This is a genomic window from Microbacterium sp. bgisy203 (genome assembly GCF_057706945.1).
Genome location: NZ_JBYIPF010000008.1, coordinates 15,712 through 36,252 on the forward strand (window position 1 = coordinate 15,712; position 20,541 = coordinate 36,252).

21 protein-coding genes are annotated in these 20,541 nt (G+C 69.7%); 18 read left to right on the forward strand and 3 right to left on the reverse strand.

Annotation, left to right across the window (positions count from 1 at the left end; translation table 11 throughout):
- Window positions 1-23: 23 nt before the first annotated feature.
- Window positions 24-1,463, reverse strand: a complete 1,440-nt coding sequence (locus AC3ENQ_RS11630; RefSeq protein WP_431804771.1) for an ATP-dependent DNA helicase — start codon at window positions 1,461-1,463, stop codon at window positions 24-26.
- 43 nt (window positions 1,464-1,506) lie between these two features.
- On the opposite strand from AC3ENQ_RS11630, the gene AC3ENQ_RS11635 reads away from it, so the two are divergent.
- Complete coding sequence (locus AC3ENQ_RS11635; RefSeq protein ID WP_431804773.1) at window positions 1,507-2,658, forward strand: hypothetical protein; 1,152 nt, start codon at window positions 1,507-1,509, stop codon at window positions 2,656-2,658.
- Window positions 2,659-2,661: 3 nt separating this feature from the next.
- Here the strand turns inward: AC3ENQ_RS11635 and AC3ENQ_RS11640 are convergent, their stop codons facing one another.
- Together AC3ENQ_RS11640 and AC3ENQ_RS11645 are read right to left on the reverse strand one after the other, a co-directional pair.
- Complete coding sequence (locus AC3ENQ_RS11640; RefSeq protein ID WP_431804775.1) at window positions 2,662-4,635, reverse strand: bifunctional copper resistance protein CopD/cytochrome c oxidase assembly protein; 1,974 nt, start codon at window positions 4,633-4,635, stop codon at window positions 2,662-2,664.
- A gap of 143 nt (window positions 4,636-4,778) precedes the next feature.
- Window positions 4,779-5,057, reverse strand: coding sequence for an HU family DNA-binding protein (locus tag AC3ENQ_RS11645; RefSeq protein WP_431804777.1), 279 nt, complete (start codon window positions 5,055-5,057; stop codon window positions 4,779-4,781).
- A gap of 430 nt (window positions 5,058-5,487) precedes the next feature.
- Between AC3ENQ_RS11645 and AC3ENQ_RS11650 the strand changes: the two genes are divergently transcribed.
- The 17 genes from AC3ENQ_RS11650 (at window position 5,488) to ccsB (ending at window position 20,523) form a co-directional block, all read left to right on the forward strand.
- On the forward strand, window positions 5,488-6,432 hold the full coding sequence (locus tag AC3ENQ_RS11650; RefSeq protein WP_431804779.1) for a bile acid:sodium symporter: 945 nt from the start codon (window positions 5,488-5,490) through the stop codon (window positions 6,430-6,432).
- A gap of 7 nt (window positions 6,433-6,439) precedes the next feature.
- Complete coding sequence (cmtR, locus tag AC3ENQ_RS11655) at window positions 6,440-6,775, forward strand: Cd(II)/Pb(II)-sensing metalloregulatory transcriptional regulator CmtR (protein WP_067165134.1); 336 nt, start codon at window positions 6,440-6,442, stop codon at window positions 6,773-6,775.
- Window positions 6,772-7,116 carry a hypothetical protein gene (locus AC3ENQ_RS11660; protein ID WP_048809235.1) on the forward strand — a complete coding sequence of 115 codons (345 nt, stop codon included), beginning with the start codon at window positions 6,772-6,774 and terminating at the stop codon, window positions 7,114-7,116. Before cmtR ends, AC3ENQ_RS11660 begins: the two co-directional genes overlap by 4 nt.
- On the forward strand, window positions 7,113-9,218 hold the full coding sequence (locus AC3ENQ_RS11665) for a heavy metal translocating P-type ATPase (RefSeq protein WP_048809234.1): 2,106 nt from the start codon (window positions 7,113-7,115) through the stop codon (window positions 9,216-9,218). Before AC3ENQ_RS11660 ends, AC3ENQ_RS11665 begins: the two co-directional genes overlap by 4 nt.
- Window positions 9,219-9,433: 215 nt before the next feature.
- Entirely contained in the window at window positions 9,434-9,886 is a 453-nt protein-coding gene (locus tag AC3ENQ_RS11670; protein ID WP_431804781.1) for a hypothetical protein, read from the forward strand.
- A gap of 90 nt (window positions 9,887-9,976) precedes the next feature.
- A complete protein-coding gene (locus AC3ENQ_RS11675; RefSeq protein WP_431804783.1) occupies window positions 9,977-10,645 on the forward strand; it encodes a DsbA family protein in 669 nt (222 codons plus the stop codon).
- Entirely contained in the window at window positions 10,645-11,664 is a 1,020-nt protein-coding gene (locus tag AC3ENQ_RS11680; RefSeq protein WP_431804785.1) for a flavin-containing monooxygenase, read from the forward strand. The genes AC3ENQ_RS11675 and AC3ENQ_RS11680 overlap by 1 nt, the downstream gene beginning before the upstream one ends.
- A 13-nt stretch (window positions 11,665-11,677) precedes the next feature.
- Window positions 11,678-12,388, forward strand: a complete 711-nt coding sequence (locus AC3ENQ_RS11685) for a copper resistance CopC family protein (protein ID WP_431804787.1) — start codon at window positions 11,678-11,680, stop codon at window positions 12,386-12,388.
- On the forward strand, window positions 12,385-12,660 hold the full coding sequence (locus tag AC3ENQ_RS11690; RefSeq protein WP_431804789.1) for a TFIIB-type zinc ribbon-containing protein: 276 nt from the start codon (window positions 12,385-12,387) through the stop codon (window positions 12,658-12,660). The genes AC3ENQ_RS11685 and AC3ENQ_RS11690 overlap by 4 nt, the downstream gene beginning before the upstream one ends.
- 77 nt (window positions 12,661-12,737) lie before the next feature.
- Window positions 12,738-13,271 (forward strand): signal peptidase II, encoded by a 534-nt coding sequence (locus tag AC3ENQ_RS11695; protein WP_431804791.1) that lies wholly within the window; start codon window positions 12,738-12,740, stop codon window positions 13,269-13,271.
- Entirely contained in the window at window positions 13,268-13,603 is a 336-nt protein-coding gene (locus AC3ENQ_RS11700) for a DUF6804 family protein (protein ID WP_054679000.1), read from the forward strand. The genes AC3ENQ_RS11695 and AC3ENQ_RS11700 overlap by 4 nt, the downstream gene beginning before the upstream one ends.
- Window positions 13,600-14,199, forward strand: a complete 600-nt coding sequence (locus AC3ENQ_RS11705; RefSeq protein WP_045246899.1) for a TlpA family protein disulfide reductase — start codon at window positions 13,600-13,602, stop codon at window positions 14,197-14,199. The genes AC3ENQ_RS11700 and AC3ENQ_RS11705 overlap by 4 nt, the downstream gene beginning before the upstream one ends.
- Window positions 14,196-14,963 (forward strand): cytochrome c biogenesis CcdA family protein, encoded by a 768-nt coding sequence (locus AC3ENQ_RS11710; protein WP_045246898.1) that lies wholly within the window; start codon window positions 14,196-14,198, stop codon window positions 14,961-14,963. Before AC3ENQ_RS11705 ends, AC3ENQ_RS11710 begins: the two co-directional genes overlap by 4 nt.
- Window positions 14,944-16,632: a cytochrome c biogenesis protein ResB gene (gene resB / locus AC3ENQ_RS11715; protein ID WP_431804793.1), complete on the forward strand. Its 1,689-nt coding sequence runs from the start codon at window positions 14,944-14,946 to the stop codon at window positions 16,630-16,632. Before AC3ENQ_RS11710 ends, resB begins: the two co-directional genes overlap by 20 nt.
- Window positions 16,629-17,570, forward strand: coding sequence for a cytochrome c oxidase assembly protein (locus AC3ENQ_RS11720; RefSeq protein WP_431804795.1), 942 nt, complete (start codon window positions 16,629-16,631; stop codon window positions 17,568-17,570). Before resB ends, AC3ENQ_RS11720 begins: the two co-directional genes overlap by 4 nt.
- 3 nt (window positions 17,571-17,573) lie before the next feature.
- Window positions 17,574-19,193, forward strand: coding sequence for an apolipoprotein N-acyltransferase (gene lnt, locus AC3ENQ_RS11725; RefSeq protein WP_431804797.1), 1,620 nt, complete (start codon window positions 17,574-17,576; stop codon window positions 19,191-19,193).
- A gap of 313 nt (window positions 19,194-19,506) precedes the next feature.
- Window positions 19,507-20,523: a c-type cytochrome biogenesis protein CcsB gene (ccsB, locus tag AC3ENQ_RS11730; protein WP_431804799.1), complete on the forward strand. Its 1,017-nt coding sequence runs from the start codon at window positions 19,507-19,509 to the stop codon at window positions 20,521-20,523.
- Window positions 20,524-20,541: the final 18 nt, after the last annotated feature.

Here is a 20,541-nt window from a genome sequence, read left to right on the forward strand (position 1 = left end):
TGGGGGGGGGTGCGGCGCGGGGGTCAGAACCCGGCGGCGCGGACCCCGGCCATGAACCGGCGGACGTCGGCATCCACCAGGATGTCGCTCGGTCGGAGCGGGCGGGTCAGGTACAGCCCGTCGAGCGAGGTCAAGCGCGACAGCGCGACGTAGGTCTGGCCGGGCGCGAACGCGCCCGAGCCGAGGTCGATCACGGCGCGGTCGTACGTCTTGCCCTGCGACTTGTGGATCGTCACGGCCCACGCGAGCCGCAGCGGGAACTGCGTGAACTCCGCCGCGATCTCGCGCGTCAGCTTCCGCGACCCCGGGTCGTAGGCGTAGCGGAACCTCTCCCACACCGTCGGCTCGACGTCGTGCTCCTCACCGTCGATCTCGACGCGCACCGTTCCCCCGGCGATCCGCGTGACCGTCCCGATCGACCCGTTCACCCACCGCGGACCGCCGCCACCAGAGCCGCTGCCAGGCCCGAACCCCGGGACGTCGTTGCGGAGGAACATCACCTGCGCACCGACCTTCAGCTGCAATTCGGCGTCGGCCGGGTACGCGGCATCCCCTCGCCCGAAGTCGCCGGAGATCTCGGCGCGCGCCGTCTGGACGGGGCCCGGCAGCGCGTCGAGGTGGCGCTGGTTGATGCGGTTCACGATGTCGTTGCGCGTCGCGAGCGTGATGATCGGCGGCTCACCGTCGGCGGGCTCGGGTACGGGCCGGGCGCCGGCAGCGTTGAGCATTCCGGCGATGTCCGCCGTGACGACGCCGTACCGCACGGCATTGAGCATCGCCTTGAAGCCGTCGTCGGACTGACGGTGGATCTCGCGCAGCTCGCGGATGTTCAGCGGCGCCCCGACCCGACCGAGGTCGAGCAGGCCGTCCGAGCGCACCGCGCCCTGCGCCACCGTGCCGCCCAGGCCCGTGCCCGACCCCGACGAGGGACCGGCCCACACCTGCGCGTCGAAGAACCAGAACGACCGGTAGTGGTCGTCGACGTAGCGCCGCTCGTCGCCCCGCGGCGGAACGGGTGAGAGCTGATACGGGTCGCCGAACATCACGATCTGCACGCCGCCGAACGGCTCCGCGCGGCGCCGACGCGCCTGCCGGAGCGAGCGGTCGATGGCATCCATCAGGTCGGCGTTCACCATCGAGATCTCGTCGATGACGAGCGTGTCGATCGCGTTCAGGATCTTCCGCGTCGGCTCCGACTGCTCGAGCTCGCTGTCGGCGATGAGCCCGATCGGCAGGCGGAACAGCGAGTGGATCGTCTGCCCCTCGACGTTCAGCGCCGCGACACCCGTCGGCGCGCACACGGCGATCTGCTTGTCGGTGTTCCACGCCAGGTGCTGCAGCAGCGTCGACTTGCCGGTGCCCGCGCGTCCCGTCACGAAGACGTGCTCGCGGGTATCTTCGATGAGACGGTAGAGCTCCTCCTGCTCGCGCGACAGCGACGTCGGCGACGGGGGCGTACTCACCGGACCATGCTAGCTACCAGGGTGGGTTTCCTAGACTGGGCGCGTGGGGAGGGCGACAGACGTGACGGACGCGGGCGGCGTGACGGATGCCGATTCGGCGCGCCCCGTCGCTGCACCGTCGCTCCCGACGACGCAGACGGATGCCGTCGCCGCCCCGCCCCGCCGACGCCGCCGTACGCTCGGCCGCGACCTCCTGGCGCTGGGCATCGTCGGCATCCTGCTCGTGGGTGCATTCGGGGCGACGGCGGCGGCCCTGTACCGAGACCTCTACAGCCCGGCGGCGTTCGTCGAGCGTTACCTCGATCTCCTCAGCCGCGGTCAGGCTGCGGAGGCCCTCGCTCTCCCGGGCGTCGCGGTCGATTCGGCCCAGCTCGCGGCGTCGGGTCTGCCGCCGGACGCGAGCGAGGCACTCCTGCGGCAGGCGGCCCTCGCCCCGTTGACGGACATCGTCGTGACGGAGGAGCGCGTCGACGGCAGCGTGACGGTCGTCACGGCCACCTACGGCGCCGGACGGCACGAAGGCAGGACGACCTTCCGCGTCGAGCAGGCCGGACAGGTGGGACTCGCGCCGACGTGGCGTTTCGCGACCAGCCCCCTCGCGGTGATCGACCTCTCGCTCCGCGGCGCGACCGCGTTCTCGGTCAACGGCTTCGCACTCGACACCCGACAGGTCTCCCCCGACGGCGTCGACGCCGATCCGCTCGAGCCGGTCGATCTTCTCGTGTTCTCCCCCGGCCTGTATTCGATCTCGGTCGACACGGCGGTCTCGACGAGCCCCGGCGTCGCGGTGCTGTCGGACTCCCCCCAGGCGAGCATCCCCGTGTCGGTGCAGACGCAGCCCACCGAGAAGTTCACCGCGGCCGTGCAGACCGAGGTCGACGCCTTCCTCACCGCGTGCGCGACACAGGAGGTCCTCCAGCCCACGGGATGCCCGTTCGGCCTCGTCGTGCAGAACCGCATCGTGAGCCCGCCGGCGTGGACGATCGAACAGCAGCCCACGATCAGCCTCGCCCCCGACGGCGCCCAGTGGAAGATCGACCGCACGCAGGCGGTCGCGCACATCAAGGTCGACATCCGCTCGATCTACGACGGCAGCATCCGGACCCTCGACGAAGCCGTCCCGTTCTTCGTCGGCGGCACGGTGACGATCCTCCCCGACGGCACCGCCTCGATCCAGGTCACCGACGGCAGCTGACACTCAGCGCCGTGTGCGCGCGTCGCGCTCGGCGAGGCGCGCGAGGCGCGCGTTGTACTCCTCGAGCTCCGCGTCACCCGTCCGATCGGCCTGACGGTCGGCGCGCTTCTGCAGCCGGGCATCCGACCGGCTCCACTGGATCGCGACGGTGATCGCAAGGATGAGGGTCGGGATCTCGCCGATCGACCACGCGACCCCGCCGCCGGTGTACTGGTCGACCAGCGGCGGGTCTCCCCACGTACGCCCCATCGACCCGAACCACTCCGCGACGAACAGGCCCTGCGCCATCATGATCGCGATGCCGAAGAAGGCGTGCATCGCCATCACGCCGATGAGCATGAGCAGCCGGAACGGATGCGGCAGGCGGTAGGGCACCGGGTCGACGCCGACGAGCGACTGCACGAACAGGTACCCCGAGATCAGGAAGTGCGCGATCATCCACTCGTGCCCGAGGTGGTCGTACAGGCTCCACCGGAAGAGCTCGGAATAGTAGAACGCCCAGAGCGACCCGATGAACATCGCCGCCGCGAAGAAGGGGTTCGTCACCACGCGCGCGAACGGCGTGTGCACCGCCCAGAGGATCCACTCGCGGCCGCCGCGTGTGCCGTCCGAGCGCTTCGCGATGGCACGGGATGCCAGGGTCACCGGCGCCCCGAAGACCAGCATCATCGGAATCGCCATCGACAGCAGCATGTGCCCGACCATGTGCATGCTGAACAGGTAGTCCTGGTAGGCGTTGACCGCACCGCTGGTCACCCAGAACAGGAGCGCGAGACCCGCGAGCCACAGCACCGTGCGGTAGACCGGCCAGGTGTCGCCGCGGCGGCGGAGCCGCCAGACGCCGACGAGGTAGAAGAACACGCCGAATCCGACCGCGAACGTCCAGAGCAGGTCGATGTCCCACATCGTGAACCAGCGCGCCGGGGTGAGCTCCGGCGGCAGCGGAGAGCCGGTCAGGCGCTCGGCGGGCGTCGGCGTCCTGATCACCGTGTCGACCGGCGGGGGTGTGCGGGCGAGCGCGACCGCCGCACCCGACGCGATGCCCATGAACACGAACTCGAGCGCGATGAGCCCCCAGAAGCGGCGCGCCGCGGCATCCGTGCGGATGCGGGCGATGAGCACGCGCCGGTACGTCGCGCCGAGCACGCCGAGAAGAAGGAGCGCCGCGACCTTCGCCCCGAGGATCATCCCGTACGGCGACAGGAGGTTCTGCCACGACACGACGCCGACGACCGCGCGCGCGACGCCGGAGAGCGCGACGACGACGAACGCGGCGAGCGCGAGCGTCGAGTAGCGCGCGAGCACGGTAGCGAGGTCGTCGCCGTCGAGCTTCGGTCGCAGCACGACGAGCAGGAGCAGCCCGCCGAGCCAGACCGCCGCCCCGATGATGTGAAGGGCCAGCGCGATGACGGCGGTGTCGTGCCCAGCCTCATCGCCGGAGTGCCCCTGCGTCGCCATCGGGATGAGCGCGGCGATGGCGAGGCCCGCGACGATGAGCGTCGAGGTCCACCCGCGTACCGCGAAGGTGAGCACCGTGAGGCCGGCGCCGGCGATGGTCGTGATCGCCCACGCGCGCCCCGGCTCGGTGTCGACGAGGAAGCGTCCGAGCTGTTGGCCGAACTCCGCGCCCGCGCTCGGCGTCGCGTTGAAGATGTTGAGGAAGGTGAGGAATGCGACGGCGGCGCTTGCGACCGTGAAGACGGCCGCAGAGACGGATGCCGTGTCCAGCGCGGCGTCGAACGGCTTCGTCTCGGCCTTCAGCGCGAACAGCGCGAGCACGAGCGATCCGACGAGGCCCGCGGCGGTCAGGTTGACCGCGAGCGTCGCGATGGGAAGGCCCCAGCGAACGACCGGTCCGGAGTCCTGGAGCAGCTGCGGCGCCGCCCCGCCGCCATAGAGGAGCCCGACGATCAGCGCCGCGAGCGCGGCGACGACGAGGATCGCGGGACCCGCGACCCGAAAGGCTCGGGATGACACCCGTCCAGCCTACGCGGACGCGTTCCCCCCGCTCGTCGAGTGCCGCGCGGCGGCGTCCAGCGGCGGTGCATCAAGACCCCCAGGCACCACGAAGGGGGACACCGCAGACCCGCAGGCCCGAGGCATCCCCCTCCGGAAGCGACTTACTTGACCGAAGCCTTGAGCTTCGAGCCCGCGGTCACCTTGACGCGCTTGCCGGCCGGGATGGCGATCTCGGCACCGGTCTGCGGGTTGCGGCCCGTGCGCGCGGAGGTCTCCACCGTCTCGAACGAGAGGAAGCCGGGGATGGTGACCTTCTCGCCCTTGGCGACGGCCTCGGACACGGCGGAGAACAGGCCGTCGATCACGCGGGTGACGGTGGCCTGGCTCTCGCCCGTGGCGCTGGCGATGCTGGCGACGAGCTCGGTCTTGGTGATAGCCATAGGGTTTCCTCCAGACGGCAGCGTGTGCCGCCTTCAGTTACATCGGACCGGGCGACTGCCCGGGTTGGTCGGAAGGACCGGTCCCGAATATACCCACGAACCGCGGATTCCCGCGGATTTCCGGGCGTTCGACGTCATCTTCCCCGGCGTGTCGCGGTGCGTGTAGGTTCTCGGCGAAGATGGCGGATTCTTAGATGAAGTGGCGGACAAGTGGCGGATCCGAAAGATTGGTGAGAACGATGCGTGTAAGTGCCGTGTCGGTTCCTATCCGAAATGACAGATTCCGCGGGTAGTTGGCATGCACCTAGCAGTCCTGCCATTGGCTGGGGGTGAAGGGTTACTCGCTCACTCGATTAGGGGCGAACCGGCTACATTCGACAGGCTTGTGCTCGTGTGCACAGCTGTGGAGTGGTGGGAGCGGCATCAGGTAGTGCTCTACCTCGCAGCGATCGCCGTGGGTGCGGTGGTCGGTCTACTCGTGCCGGCGGTGGCGGATCCGCTCGAGTCGGCGATCAATCCCGTGCTCGGGTTGTTGCTGTACGCGACGTTCCTGGGGGTGCCGTTCACGGCGATCGGCCGGGCCTTCACGGATTGGCGGTTCCTGGGCGTCGTGCTCGTCCTGAACTTCGTCGTCGTGCCGGTGGTCGTGTTCGGGTTGAGTCGCGCCGTGGCGGCTGATCAGGCGGTGCTCGTTGGGGTGTTGTTCGTGCTGCTGACGCCGTGTGTGGATTACGTGATTGTGTTCACTGGCCTGGCTGGCGGTGCACGTGCGCGGCTGCTTGCTGCCACGCCCCTGCTGATGCTTCTGCAGATCGTGTTGCTGCCGGTGTACCTGTGGCTGATGGCCGGCGCCGAGGTGGTGGGTGCGTTCGACCCGCATCCGTTCGTGGAGGCACTTCTGTTGTTGATCGTGCTGCCGCTCGTTCTCGCCGCCGCCACGCAGCTGCTGGCGAAACGGTTCCGTGCCGGCCGCGCGATCGAGGGCGTGGTGCTGGCGGCAATGGTGCCGCTGATGATGCTGACTCTCGCCGTGGTGATCGGCTCGCAGGTCTTCGGCGTGAGCAGCGCTCTCGGCCAGCTGCTAATCGCGGTTCCCGTGTTCGTCGTGTTCGTCCTAATCGTGGCACCACTCGGTGCGCTCCTCGGGAGCGCGGCACGCTTGGATGTTCCCAGCCGCCGGGCGGCCACGTTCAGCGGGGTCACCCGCAACTCGCTGGTCGTGCTCCCGCTCGCTCTCGCGCTGCCGGCATCTTTCGCTCTGACGCCGTTGGTTGTAGTGACTCAGACCTTGGTGGAGCTCGTCGCAATGGTGGTCATGGTCGCCGGGGTACCGCGACTCATCCGCCCTCGCATTAGTACAGCGGAGAATGTATAGTCAGCCTGTGCTGACTCTTACTTCTCGCCTCGATGTGATGAACCGGCTGGGTCGGGCGATGGCCGACCCGACCCGTTCCCGGATCCTCCTCACACTGCTGGACGCTCCCGGCTACCCGGCTGAGCTGGCACGAGATCTCGAGCTGACCCGCACGAACGTCTCGAATCATCTGACGTGCCTGCGGGGCTGCGGGTTGATCGTCGCCACACCGGAAGGTCGGCGCACCCGGTATGAGATCGCCGACCCGCATCTGACCCAGGGGTTGCGACAGCTGCTCGAGGCGGTCGTCGCCGTCGACGAGGGCGCCCCGTGCATGGACGATCAGTGCGAGTGCTGCGCATGAGCCTCATCGACCGTGACCTGCTGCCGGTGGCCTGCACGCTGACGCCCGGCGCTGGTGCTGCACAGCTAGCCGCGTGGCAGGAATTCAACGACGACTACCTCCTCGACATCGACAGGACGGCCGCCCAGATCACCGTCCACTACCCAAAGATCGACGACGCGACCGCCCGGCTGACGGAGCTGGTCCGCACCGAGCAGTCCTGCTGCGCGTTCGCGACTTGGGCGATCGACACGACCCACCCCGACCTGCGCCTTTCCGTTACCGGCACCGATGACGCACTGGCCGCGCTCACGTTCCTAGAGCAGACGCCCGCCCCCGCAACGAAGGAGAGCGTGCAGTGAGCGAAGAGTGTTGCGGCCCCAACGAGCCGCGCAAGCCCGGTACGGTCCGGCGCATCGAACTGTCCCGGCCGCTCTCGACCGGTGACGCCTGCTGCGCCGCGGAACCCTCCTCCAAGACCGCGGCGCCAAGCGCGGTGCACGATGCGGGCGATGCCTGCTGCGGCCCCGACCTCGCCACCACCCCCACCGAGGCGGACGAGGAGCCGGAGGTCCGCCCGCCCTGGTGGCGCGACTTCGCGTTGCTTCCCTCCGCGCTGTCCGGGCTGTTCCTCCTCGCCGGATACACGTTCGAGTGGACTGGTCTGCACATCCCGGCGCTGGTGCTGCAGTGGGCGGCGCTGCTCGCCGGCGCCTACACCTTCGTCCCCGGCGCGATCCGCCGCCTCATCCGCGGTCGCCTCGGGGTCGGGCTGCTGATGACCATCGCCGCGATCGGCGCGGTCCTGCTCGGCCACGTTGGCGAGGCCGCGACCCTGGCGTTCCTGTTCTCCCTGGCCGAGGCGCTTGAAGACCGGGCGATGGACCGCGCCAAGGAAGGCTTGCGCGCCCTTCTGTCCCTCATCCCCGACACTGTCCGCGTCTCCCGCCTAACCAGCGACGTCACGATCCCCGCCGCGGACGTGCGTGAGCTGGACATCCTCGTCATCGGTGCCGGCGATCGCATCGCCACAGACGGCGTGGTCGTGGAGGGTAGGTCGAGCCTGGACACGTCGGCGATCACGGGCGAGTCGATCCCGGTCGAGGTCGGCCCCGGCGATCCGGTCGCCGCCGGTTCGGTCAACGGGGCGGCGACGTTGCGGATCGAGGCAACTGCGGACGGCCGCGACAACTCCCTCACCCAGATCGTCGCCCTCGTGGAGCAGGCCCACGCCCGCAAGGGCAACCGGGCACGCCTCGCCGACCGGATCGCGAAGCCGCTCGTTCCCGTCGTCCTGATCGCCGCTGCCGTGGTCGCCCTGTTCGGGCTGCTGGTCGGCGACCCGTGGACCTGGATCGAACGCGCCCTCGTCGTCCTGGTTGCGGCATCCCCGTGCGCGCTGGCCATCGCGGTGCCCGTGACGGTGATCAGCGCGATCGGAGCGGCGTCAAAGTTCGGCGTCGTCATCAAGTCAGGTGAAGCGTTCGAGCAGCTCGGCACGATCCGCGCCGTCGCCCTCGACAAGACCGGCACCCTCACCCGCAACGAGCCCACCGTCGTCGACGTCCAGCCCGCACCCGGTATCACCCGCGACGACCTGCTCGCCTGGGCCGCCGCCGTGGAGGCCACCAGCACCCACCCCCTCGCCGCGGCCATCATCGCGGCCGCACCCGTCGCCAGCCCCGCAACGGAGGTGGTCGAGGAGGCCGGGCATGGCATCACCGGGACCGTCGACGGCCGGGCGATCCGGGTCGGCAATGTCCGCTGGCTCCATCCCGCCGGCCAGCAGTTGAACGCGGAGGCGATTGCCGCGCAGGGCATGACCGTCGTCGTGGTCGAGGCGGACGGGCAGATCGCCGGCCTGATCGGCGTGCGGGACGAGCTGCGCCCGGAGTCGGCCGAGACGGTCCGGATGCTGCAGTCGCAGGGCATTGAGACCATCATGCTCACCGGCGACAACACCCGCACCGCCCACGCCATCGCCGCCGAGGCGGGCGTAACCGACGTTCGCGCCGAGCAGCTGCCCGCCGACAAGGCCGCCGCGATTGAGGCGCTCGTCACGCAGCAACCGACCGCGATGGTCGGCGACGGCATCAACGACGCCCCGGCACTGGCGACGGCGACGGTCGGGATCGCGATGGGTGTGAAAGGCTCCGCGGCGGCGATCGAGTCCGCCGACGTCGCCTTCATCGGCCACGACCTCCGCCTCATCCCCGGCGCCCTCGCCCACGCCCGCCGCGGCCGACGCATCATGACCGCCAACATCGGTCTGGCTCTGGCGATCATCGTCGCGCTGTTCCCGCTCGCCCTGTTCGGCATCCTCGGGCTCGCCGGCGTCGTGCTGGTGCATGAGATCGCCGAGGTCGTCGTCATCCTCAATGGCGTCCGCGCCGCCCGTCGCCCCGCTGCGCTACGGCAACTCGCCACGGTGCCCGCTCGCCAGCCCGAACCCGCCCACGCCTGACCACCGACCCCTCGCCCCGCGGTGGCAGAACACCGCCCGACTTGGAACCGGCCCTTGTGAAGACCCCCATCAAAGCCACCTTCGCCACCGTTGCCGTCGTCATCGTCCTGGTTGACCGGCTAGCCGCGCCGGACCCGGCCGGCGCTGCCGGCGCTCCCGTGCTCGGGTGAACCGGGCTCCGAATGGGTTTAGGTGCGCACGGTAGGCTGTGGGCGATGGTCTCTTCGGCCCGGACTCCGCAATCCGTGACGCTGAATGAGCAGTTGTTGATAATGAGGCTCATTACCAGCGTCGGTTTGGCGTTGCTGCTGATGCTGGGTCTGGCAGCGACGGGTCACACAGAGGCGGACGGTTCGACTCCTGTCCCGCTGGTGATTTCTGGGTTGATGGACCCGCATGTCGAGCCCGTGGCAGACGCCCCGGCCGAGCATGAGGCGGTCGCCGGTGCCGTCGCTTCTGGGCCGGACGCGTTGGTGGGCGCTGCGCTGTGCATACTCGGCGTGTTGTGCGGGCTGACGTTCATGGTGGTGCCGCGAGGACTGTGGCGTCGGCGGATACCTCCGGTGCTCGGTGACGGACCACGAATGCCTTCGCTGCTTCCGGCGCCGGCCGCCCGTGCTCACCCGATCGTCTTCTCGCTGACTCAGTTGGGCCTTTCCCGAACCTGACATCTGGCACGCCGCCCTTCCGGGTGGCGCTTCGTCCCGGGCTGCGTGCCCGGGTTCTGTCCTGTGCCGTGTCTTGGTTTGGAGTACCCGATGAAAACCCCTGTGAAGGCGACGCTCGTCACCATTGCCGTTGTGGTGGTGATGGTGATCGCCGCGTTGATCTATGTCCTTGTCAATCAGAGCCAGTCCGCTCCACCTTCATCTGGGGGCGGTGACGCATCCCCGCAGGTGGTGCGGGAGAGCTCGCATGTCCTCGACGACGGCGGGGAGGGCGCTGTCACCCTGGTGGAGTTCCTCGACTTCGAGTGCGAGGCGTGTGGCGCGTTCTTCCCGATCGTGGAGGATATGCGGGAGCAGTTCGCTGGGGAGATCACGTATGTGGTCCGCTACTTCCCGCTGCCCGGTCACTTCAATTCGAAGAACGCGGCGGTCGCAGCGGAAGCGGCCGCGCAACAGGACCGGTTCGAGGACATGTATGTCCGGCTGTTCGAGACTCAAGCGGAGTGGGGAGAGGCGCAGGAATCTCGCGCCGACCTGTTCCGCGGCTTCGCGGAGGAGATCGGTCTGGACATGGCCGCCTATGACGCCGCCGTGGCGGACCCGGCCACGACGGAGCGGGTGGAGCTGGACTTCGAGGAGGGCCAGGCGCTCGGCGTGAGCAGCACACCGACGTTCTTCCTCGACGGTGAGCTGCTCGAGCTGCAGGAGTGGGACGACCTCGAGAACGCCATCCAGGCTGCGGTGAACGGTGGCCAGTGATGAGGGCGGGTTTGACGCATCGGCGGGCGATCATCGTCGGCGCCGGGCAGTCCGGGCTCGCGGTTGCCGCGGCTCTGAGCGCGGAAGGGCTGCGGCCGCAGCACGAGTTCGTGGTGATCGACGCCGCCAGCACGGGGCAGCGTTCCTGGTCCTCACGGTGGCATTCGATGGAGCTTCTCAGCGACGCCCGGCATAGCGCGCTGTCTCCGCGGCGGCTGCTGGGGGACCAGCGCCGGCATCCGCGAGTGGACGAGATGGCGGACTACCTCACCTTCGTGGAAGCCGGGCTGGGCGTGGAGACGGTCTGGGGCATCCAGGCGACCGGGGTGGAGCACCGCGGGAATGGTTCGACTTTGCTGCTGTCGACGACGGCAGGGGAGGTGCAGACCCGCAACGTGATCTGCGCGACGGGCGCGGCCGCGCACCCGCGGATTCCGGAATGGGCACCCCGATTGACGGTGCCCGGGGTAGTGCTGCACAGCAGCGAGTACCTGTACCCGAAGCAGATCCCCGTCGGCGACCTCCTCATCGTGGGCGGCGGGAACAGCGGCGTGCAGCTGGCCCGCGAACTGTCCGCGTCGCACACCGTGACGCTGTCCGTGCGAACCCGGCGGCAGCATCGCCCCGCGATGAGCTATCCCGCCGCAGCGGGGGAGAGGGTGCCGCTGTTCTCGCGGGAGCGTCGCCCCGAGCCGGTCTTCGGCGACAGCTATGAGCAGCTGCGCCGCGCCGGGGTCACGATCGCAGCTGCGGTGGAGGACGCTACCGGCGCCGTGGTGATCTTCGCTGACGGCACGCAGGCATCCCCCCGCTCGGTGATCCTCGCCACCGGCTACACCCCAGGCGACGATTGGCTCCCGGAACCGGCCCGCGTCGACCGGCCGCGGCGCACCCTGACCGGGCTGCCCGGGCTGTTCGTGGCGGGGATGCCGCAGTACGGCGGCCGCGGCTCCGACACCCTCGCCGGGGTGTGGAAAGACGCGACGACGATCGCCCAGCACATCATCAACCGGCCCTGAAAGGACCACCGCTTTGACCACCGTCACCGACCACGAACACCCGCACCGATCCGGCCCACGGAGACGCGTCCTTCTCCTGCCCACTCTGACGACGCTGTTGCTGGCCGCCGGGCTCCTGTTCGCCACCGCGGCGCCCGCCGCCGCGCACGATGAGATCGTCTCCTCCTCCCCGGAAGCCGGATCCACGGTCAGCGTGGTCCCGGAGGAGATCTCGCTGACGTTCAGCGGCGAGATCCTCACCGATTTCAGCGCCGTGATCATCGAGGTGGTCGCCCCGGACGGGCAGAACATCGCATCGGGGGATCCGGTCATCGACGGGACCACGGTCACCCAGGCGGTGACGCCCGGTCAGGCGGGCGTGCACACGGTGCGATGGCGGGTCGTCTCCAGCGACGGGCACCCGATCAGCAACGAGTACCAGTACACCGTCGAAGCGATCACCGTCCCCACCAGCGCCCCCACCCCCGAAGCGACCGAGGAGCAGACACCCGACCCGTCTCCGACGTCCACCGACACCACCGGGAACCCCGGTCACGGTGAGCCCTCCGGGGGTGGGGAGCTTCTGCCGATCTTGGCCGTCGCCAGCGGCGTGATCGTGCTGGGCGGCGCGCTGGTGGTCGTGCTCATGGTGGCCAGAGAGCGTCGTCGCCGCGACCGAGCAGCCGCGGCCGCCGCGGATGGTGGACCCGCCGACGACCAGCAACAGAAGGAGAACCCCTCATGAAATGTCCGGTCGACGGGACCGCCCTGCTGATCACGGAACGCTCCGGGGTCGAGATCGACTACTGCCCGCAGTGCCGGGGCGTCTGGCTGGACCGTGGCGAGCTCGACAAGATCATCGACCGTGCCGCCGACCTCGCCGGCGGCGGCCGGCAAACCAGCACCGCCCCCTATTCGCGGGAGGGCGACCACCGTTCTGACCGCGACAGGGATCATCACGGTCGCTCCGGGCGTCGGCGGAAGGAAGGGTTCCTCGGTGACCTCTTCGACTTCTGACACCAAAGGTCTCTTCCTGATCGCCGGTCTGATGGCCGGGGTATCAGCGGCCCCCGCGAACGCACGAGGAGCCGCTGATGGTTCGTGAGCAGACCCGGCGGTTCGCGGTCGCGTGCCTGGCCGCCGCTGTGGTGGTCCTGGTCGACCAGGCGACGAAGGCGGCCGCACTGGGAGGGTTGAGTCAGGAGGAGCGGATCCCGCTGCTGGGGGATCTGCTCGGGCTGCAACTCGCGTTCAACCCCGGCGCGATCCTCTCCCTCGGAGCCGGGGTCACCGGGCTGCTCACCCTCCTCGGGGTCGGTGCCGTGGTGCTGCTGCTCGTCGCCGCCGCGCGGGCGCGGACCGGAGGGTGGGCGCTGGGGATCGGCCTGATCCTCGGAGGCGCGATCGGGAACCTGATCGACCGGCTGTTCTCCCCCCCTGGGTTCGGGGTCGGGCACGTCACCGACTTCCTCGCCTACGGGAACCTGTTCATCGGCAACCTCGCCGACGTCGCCCTCGGCGCCGGCGTCATCGTCCTCGGCCTGAGCCTGTGGACCCGACACCGCCGCTCCCGCGCCAGTGCGGACAGCGCGGCGCCTGCGACGGGCTCCGTGGTGAGCGGGTCATGATGGCGAAGCAGCGGACCCCGTCCGTATACCAGCGCAACGCGTTCGCGCCGGGGCTGCTCGCGGCGGCGGTATTGTTCCTCGCGCCGGTACTGATGGGCGGGGACTGGTTCACCGTGGTGCTGTTCGTCGCGGCGATCTTCGCGGTCATCGTGGGGTGGTTCGCGATCCAGGCGCGGCAGTGGTGGTGGTTGCCGGTGTTCGTCGTGATCGCCGTGATCTGGAACCCGGTGTTCCCGTTCCCGTTCACCGGCCCGGTGTGGACTGCGGCGCAGCCGGTCGCCGCGGTCGTGTTCCTGGTCGCCGGCGCCCTGATCAAGGTCAAGCGCGCATGATCCGCCGCCGCGTCCTTGCCGCCATGACGCTGGTCGCGGCGCTGCTGCTGGCCGGGTGCACGTCCAGCGACTCGCTCGCGCAGCAGTACCGGGACGGAAGCGAGAAGGGCTACATCGCCGGTGACTTCCAGATCGTCGAGATCCCGGATGCCGACCGCGGGGAGCCGGTGGTGTTCGAGGGCGTCACCGAGACCGGGGAGACGGTGTCCAGTGACGACTACCGCGGCGGGGTGCTGGTGGTGAACTTCTGGTACGCCGCGTGCGGGCCGTGCATCGTCGAAGCCCCGATGCTCGAGGAGGTCTGGCAGGAGTATCAGGACCAGGGCGTCGCGTTCCTCGGGGTGAACACCTACGACCAGCCAGCCACCGCACTGTCGTTCGCCCGTGACAACAACGTCACCTACCCGAGCGTGATCGACGTGAACGACGGACGGGTCAAGCTCGCGTTCGCGCAGGTCACTCCGATCCAGGCCACCCCCACCACCTTGGTCATCGACCAGGAGGGGCGGGTCGCGGCGCGGATCATCGGGCAGTTGGCCAGCGCGTCGATCCTGTCCACCCTGGTCGCCGACACCCTCGCCGAGGACACCTCATGAATCCGGGAGCGGTGATCGTCGACGGCGCCCTGTGGGTCGCGATCCCGGTCGCGATCCTCGCCGGGCTGGTGTCGTTCGTGTCCCCGTGCGTGCTGCCGCTGGTGCCTGGCTACCTCGGCTACCTCGGCAGCACCACCACGACGACCGCGGCCCCCACGCTGGACGGGGGGCGCACGGTGACGGCGGAGCGCGCGCGGCTGCTGCTGGGCGTGACATTGTTCATCGCCGGGTTCACCGTGGTGTTCGTCGCCGTCACGATCCTCGGCGGCACCTTCGGGTACCTGCTGCTGCAATACGCCAATGTGCTCACTCGCGTCTTCGGGGTCGTCATCATCGCCCTCGGCCTGGTGTTCCTCGGCTTCTTCGGCATTGCCCAGCGCACCCTCCGCCCTCGCGCCCAGGGTAGGACCGGGCTGATCGGGGCGCCGCTTCTCGGGTTCGCGCTCGGCGTCGGCTGGACCCCCTGTATCGGCCCGACGCTCGCAGCGATCATCTCTATGTCGTGGAACCTCGGTGACCCCGCCCGCGCGGGCCTGCTCGGGCTCGCGTACTCGCTGGGCCTGGGCATCCCGTTCCTGATCCTCGCGGCCGGATGGGGGTGGGCGTCCCGATCGGTGACGTTCCTGCGCCGCCACATCCGCGCCCTGAACATCATCGGCGGGGCCATGCTCATCGCCCTCGGCCTGCTGATGGTGACCGGGCTGTGGACGGCACTGATGTCGCAGCTGCAACAGGTGGTGATCAATGTCCCCCTCCCGCTCTGACACCGGCATCGACGTCACCGCCGACCCGCTACGCCCCGGCGACCACGCCGACAGCGAATCCGCGACGGAGATCACCCAGCCGGCGCTGGGCATCACCGGGTGGTTGCGGTGGGCATGGCGGCAGCTGACCAGCATGCGCACCGCATTGGTCCTGCTGCTGTTCCTCGCGATCGCCGCCGTCCCCGGGTCCCTGTTCCCGCAGCGCAGCGCCGACCCCAACGGTGTCATCCAGTGGGAGCGGGACAACCCTGACGTGTTCCCCCTCGCCGATGCGGTCGGCCTGTTCGACGTGTACCTGTCGCCGTGGTTCTCCGCGATCTATCTGCTGCTGTTCACCTCCCTGATCGGCTGCGTGATCCCGCGCGCCAAGCACCACTACAAGGCGCTCCGCTCCCGCCCGCCGCGCACCCCGGCCCGGCTGTCGCGGCTCTCGGACTACCGGGAACTGACCTTGCCGAAAGAGGAAGGGCAGACCGACCCGGGCGCGCACGCGATCGACGTTGCCGCAGAGCAGCTGCGGAAGGCCGGGTACCGGGTGGAGCGCTACGACGCGCGCGGAGCCGCGTCGGTGTCGGCCGAGCGCGGCTACCTGCGCGAGACCGGCAACCTGATCTTCCACGTCGCCCTCGTCGGCGTGCTCGTCTCGGTCGCGATCGGCGGGTCGTTCGCGTACACCGGGCAGCGGGTGGTGGTGGAGGGCACCACGTTCGTGAACGCGCTCAGCGACTACTCCTCGTTCAACCCCGGCCGGTTCATCGACGGCACCGGCCTTGCCCCCTATTCGCTCACCCTCGACAACTTCCAGGTCTCCTACCGGCTGCCCGGCACACCCGGCGCAGGCCAGGCCGGCGACTTCTCCGCCGACATCACCATCCGCCAACCCGGGCAGGACGACCGGGCGCAGAGCGTGATCGTGAACTACCCGATCACCGTCGACGGCGACCGGATCTACCTGCTCGGCAACGGCTACGCTCCCACGCTCACGATCCGCGACACCGCCGGCGAGGTGGTGTACAGCGAGTCGCAGCCGTTCCTGCCGCAGGACTCCAACATGACCTCGCTGGGGATCATCAAGATCCCGGACGGGCTGCCCGAACAGGTCGGGCTGGTCGGATTCTTCTACCCCACCCAGGGGGTGCTGCCCTCCGGCGCGTTCACCTCCGTCTACCCCGACGTGGTCAACCCGATGCTGACTCTCAACGTGTTCAGCGGGGATCTCGGCATCGACGACGGCACTCCGAGGTCGGTGTACACGCTCGAGGTCGACGGTCTCACCCAACACACCGGCGGCGACACCGCCGCCGACTCCCTCGAGCTCACCCCCGGCGCCACCGTCGACCTGCCGAACGGATGGGGCACCATCACCTGGGAGGAGGTTACGGCGGAGGAACCGGTGAAGCGGTTCGCGTCGCTGCAGATCCAACGCGACCCCAGCAGCGGCTGGGTGCTCGCGTTCTCCGTGCTCGCCACCCTCGGCCTGTTCGCCGGCCTGTTCGTGCCCCGCCGCCGGCTCTGGGTGAAAGCCCGCACCGGCCCGGACGGTGTGCACCTCGAGTACGCGGGACTGGCCCGCGGCGAAGACCCCGCTCTGGCGCGCGCCGTCGACGAGTTCGCGACCCGCCACGCGCACGCCCTCGGCGTAGACCAGCCTGCGAAGGACACACCGTGACGACCGTGTGGATCCCGGACGCCCCGCCGACCCTCGGCGGGTTCCTCACCCCGGCCCCGCTTCCGGCTCCGGTGCTACCGCTCCTCGCGGGACTCCTCGCGGTCGCCTACCTGGCCGGTGCGATCCGGATGTGGGTCCGCGGCCGCGGCTGGCCGGTGTGGCGGACGGTCAGCTTCCTGCTCGGCTGCGTCGCCCTCGCCGCGGTCACCGGCCTGGCGGTGGAGAACTTCGGGTACGCCCTGTTCTCGGTGTTCATGTTCCAGCAGCTCACCCTGATGATGGCGATCCCGCCGCTGCTGGTCCTCGGCTCTCCCGGCACCCTGCTGCTGCGCGCCACCCCGCACCACGGCCCAGGTCTCCTGGTGCTCCGCGCCGCGCACGCCGGGCTACGCAGTCGCACCGCACGGTGGCTGCTCAGCCCGTGGCTGGCGGTGCCGCTATACCTGGCCGCGTTTTACGGTCTGTACCTGGCGAACTTCGCCGATCCGATCCTGTCCACCGTCACCGGCCATACCCTCCTCGAGGTCGGGTTCCTGGTCGCCGGGATGCTGTTCACCATCCCGATCCTGTCGTCGGACCCGCTGCCGGTGCGGATGAGCCACGGCGGCCGCGCCCTGGACGTGTTCGCCGAGGCCGCCCTGCACGCCTTCTTCGGCGTCTTCCTGATGATGGCCACCACTACCCTCATCGACGGGTTCGCCGGCCCGACGAGCGCGCTGGGCATCGACCCGATCGAAGACCAGCGCCTCGCCGGCGGGCTGGCCTGGTCCTACGGCGAGGCCCCCACCTTTCTGATGCTCATCTACGTCATGCACCGCTGGTTCCGCGACGACACCGCCCAAGCGGTCGCCGCCGACCGTCGCGCCGACGCACACGGCGACCCTGAGCTCGACGCGTACAACGACTACCTCACCCGACTCCACCAGAAAGACACCTGACCGATGCGCACGCCTTTGCCGACACCCGTCCCGGCCGCCGCGCCGGAGCAGGAGACGCCGCGCCGCACCGTGGCGGCATGGTCGCTGCCGGTGTGGGCGGCGGTGCTGGCATCCGCGGCCGCCGGCCTGCTGCTGGATCTCGCCTCCGCACCGGTGGGGTGGTGGCCGTTGACGTTCGTGAGTGTCACGGTCGCCCTGGTGGCCCTGATCGGCCGCAGCATCGGCGGGGCGCTGCTGGTCGGCACTGTGTTCGGCGCCGTGTTCTACACGACCCATCTGGTGTGGGTGGGGGAGTTCCTCGGCCCGGTGCCGTGGCTTGCCCTCGCCGGGCTGGAAGCGGTCCTGTTCGGCGCGGGCGCGGTGCCGATCGCGCTCGCCTACCGGTGGACCGCCCGCTATCCGGCCCGCGGCCTCGTGCAGCTGCTCGCGGTACCGCCGCTGATCGGGGTTCTGTGGACGGCCCGTGAGGTGGTGATGGGTGCGTGGCCGTACTCCGGGTTCCCGTGGGCGCGCCTCGGGATGACCCAGGTGGGCGGCCCGCTCGCGGAGGCCGTGTCGTGGACGAGCGTGACCGGCCTGTCCCTGCTGATCGTCATTCTGTGCGCCTCTGTGGTGCAGTGGATCCGCGCCGGCGGCATCCGCTTCATGCTCGGGTTGCACCCTGCTGTGAGCGTCGCCGCTCTCCTGGTGATAGCGCCGCAGTTCCCCACCGCGCCGGCCGGGGAGTTCCGCGTGGGATGGGTGCAGGGCAACGGCCCCACCGGGTACTTCGACGACAAGGTGCCCGGCGACGTCCTGGCCGCGCAGACCGCCGCCACGGTGCCGCTGTACGGGCAGCCGATGGATCTGCTGGCCTGGCCGGAGGGCGGCGTCGACGCCGACCCGCTCAGTGATCCCGCCGCCGCCGAGGCGTTGGACCGGGTCGTGCGCTCGGCCGGGGCGCCGTTGCTGATGAACGCCGCCACCACCCGCGGCGACGATGTCTTCAACACGTCCCTGCTGTGGACCGCGGATCCCACGGGCCGGCAGTGGCACGACAAGGTCAACCCGGTCCCGTTCGGCGAGTACGTGCCGGACCGGTGGTTCTACGAGCTGATCGTCCCCGACCTGGTGGGCTTGATCCAACGCGAATACACCCCCGGCAGCAACCCGCCGCTCGTGCAGGTCGGCGACGTCGGGGTGGGGTTGGCGATCTGCTTCGACGTGATCTACGACGCCGTGATCTGGGACGGTGCCCGCGCCGGCGCAGAGGTGTTCGTGTTCCAGACCAACAACGCCGACTTCCGCGGCACCGACGAGAACCTGCAGCAGCTCGCGTTCGCCCGGATGCGCGCCATCGAAACCGGCCGCGCGGTCGTCAACGTCTCCACGGTGGGCACCAGCCAGGTCATCACCCCGGACGGCACCACCGTCGACAGCATCGGCGTCGACACCGTTGACGCGTCGATCACCACCGTCCCGCTGCGCACCGGACTCACCCCGGCGGTGATCCTCGGTCCCTGGCTCACCGCTCTCATCGTCCTCGCTGCCGCCGGCGCTCTCACCGCGGCGGGGTTCTCCCACCGTGCCCGCACGCGTGCGGCCGCCGCAGATCGTTCGACTGATCCGGGGAGGCACCCATGAACACGCCACGGATGAGGCCTGCCGGAGGTCGACTGGCCTGGTCGCTGCGAACGCTGGCGACGGGCAGCGATCTCACCCTTCCTGGTGACCTGACGGCGGAGGAGTGTGGGTGCGCGCCCACGCCCGCGGAGAGCCGCGCATTCCGGGCCGGGGTGAGCCGGCGCACTCTGCTGACGGCGGGAACATTGAGCGCGGCCGTGGACTCGCTGGCCTGGCTGGAAGCGAACGCGGGCTGACCGATGTGCACGGATCTACCGCGCCACCCCGCTCGCGGGCACCCCCTGACCGCAACGACGAAGAGGACGACCCTGCCATGACCGGAACCGACGCGCTCTCCCTCGACGGCATCTCACTGCTGCTGGTGTGGACGGCGATCGCCACCTACCTGCTCGCGTTCATCGCGTACACCATCGACCTGGCCGGGCGCTCCGTCCCCGCCAGCGTCCCGCAGCGGGAGCCGGTCCTGGCCGGCGCTACCGCACGGGCGGGCCAGCAGACGGACAACGCCCAGAGTGGGTCGGTGGACAGTGTTCGCACGCCGCCCGCGCAGCGTCAACGGCTGCTGTGGGCGCGGATCGGGACGTCGCTGACGGTCCTCGCGTTCCTGTTCCACCTGGCCGGCACCATCCTGCGCGGCATCGCCGCGGAGCGGGTGCCGTGGGCGAACATGTACGAGTTCGCGCTGACCGGCACGGTCTTGATCGTGGCCGTCTACCTGCTGGTGCTGCGCCGCTACGACCTCCGCTTCCTCGGTGCGTTCCTGATCGGCATGGTGGTGCTGCTGCTGGGTGGCGCGACGGTCTCGTTCTACGTCGAGGTCGTTCCGCTGATGGATCCGCTCAAGAGCGTGTGGCTGGTCATCCACGTCTTCGTCGCGTCCCCGGCCACCGCCCTGTTCGCGATCGCCTGCGGCATCTCCATCACCCAGCTCCTGCAGGCCCGCCGGGAGCGCCGCACCCGAGCATCCTCGGACACTGCCCGCGCCGACGGTCTTGGGTTTCTGCGCACTCTGCCCGCCGCCGACGTGCTCGAGTCCCTCGCGTACCGGTTCGCGATCGTGGGGTTCGTGTTCTGGACGTTCACCCTGATCGCCGGCGCGATCTGGGCCAACGACTCCTGGGGTCGCTACTGGGGCTTCGATGTCAAGGAGGTGTGGACGTTCGTGATCTGGGTGCTCTACGCCGGCTACATCCACGCCCGCGCGACCCGCGGCTGGCGCGGCACCCGCTCCGCCTGGCTGTCCATCATCGGGTTCGTCGCGGTGCTGTTCAACTTCACGATCGTGAACATGTTCTTCCAGGGCCTCCACTCCTACTCCGGGCTCACATGACCCCGCACCCCTGCCCCG

Bases quoted from the DNA above. Each gene is read 5' to 3' on its own strand.
- lnt (WP_431804797.1), top strand. From the start codon at position 17,574: ATGCGCACGCCTTTGCCGACACCCGTCCCGGCCGCCGCGCCGGAGCAG.
- AC3ENQ_RS11675 (WP_431804783.1), top strand. From the start codon at position 9,977: ATGAAAACCCCTGTGAAGGCGACGCTCGTCACCATTGCCGTTGTGGTG.
- AC3ENQ_RS11695 (WP_431804791.1), top strand. From the start codon at position 12,738: ATGGTTCGTGAGCAGACCCGGCGGTTCGCGGTCGCGTGCCTGGCCGCC.
- AC3ENQ_RS11680 (WP_431804785.1), top strand. From the start codon at position 10,645: ATGAGGGCGGGTTTGACGCATCGGCGGGCGATCATCGTCGGCGCCGGG.
- AC3ENQ_RS11710 (WP_045246898.1), top strand. From the start codon at position 14,196: ATGAATCCGGGAGCGGTGATCGTCGACGGCGCCCTGTGGGTCGCGATC.
- AC3ENQ_RS11670 (WP_431804781.1), top strand. From the start codon at position 9,434: ATGGTCTCTTCGGCCCGGACTCCGCAATCCGTGACGCTGAATGAGCAG.
- AC3ENQ_RS11645 (WP_431804777.1), bottom strand. From the start codon at position 5,057: ATGGCTATCACCAAGACCGAGCTCGTCGCCAGCATCGCCAGCGCCACG.
- AC3ENQ_RS11660 (WP_048809235.1), top strand. From the start codon at position 6,772: ATGAGCCTCATCGACCGTGACCTGCTGCCGGTGGCCTGCACGCTGACG.
- AC3ENQ_RS11690 (WP_431804789.1), top strand. From the start codon at position 12,385: ATGAAATGTCCGGTCGACGGGACCGCCCTGCTGATCACGGAACGCTCC.
- AC3ENQ_RS11700 (WP_054679000.1), top strand. From the start codon at position 13,268: ATGATGGCGAAGCAGCGGACCCCGTCCGTATACCAGCGCAACGCGTTC.
- ccsB (WP_431804799.1), top strand. From the start codon at position 19,507: ATGACCGGAACCGACGCGCTCTCCCTCGACGGCATCTCACTGCTGCTG.
- AC3ENQ_RS11705 (WP_045246899.1), top strand. From the start codon at position 13,600: ATGATCCGCCGCCGCGTCCTTGCCGCCATGACGCTGGTCGCGGCGCTG.
- resB (WP_431804793.1), top strand. From the start codon at position 14,944: ATGTCCCCCTCCCGCTCTGACACCGGCATCGACGTCACCGCCGACCCG.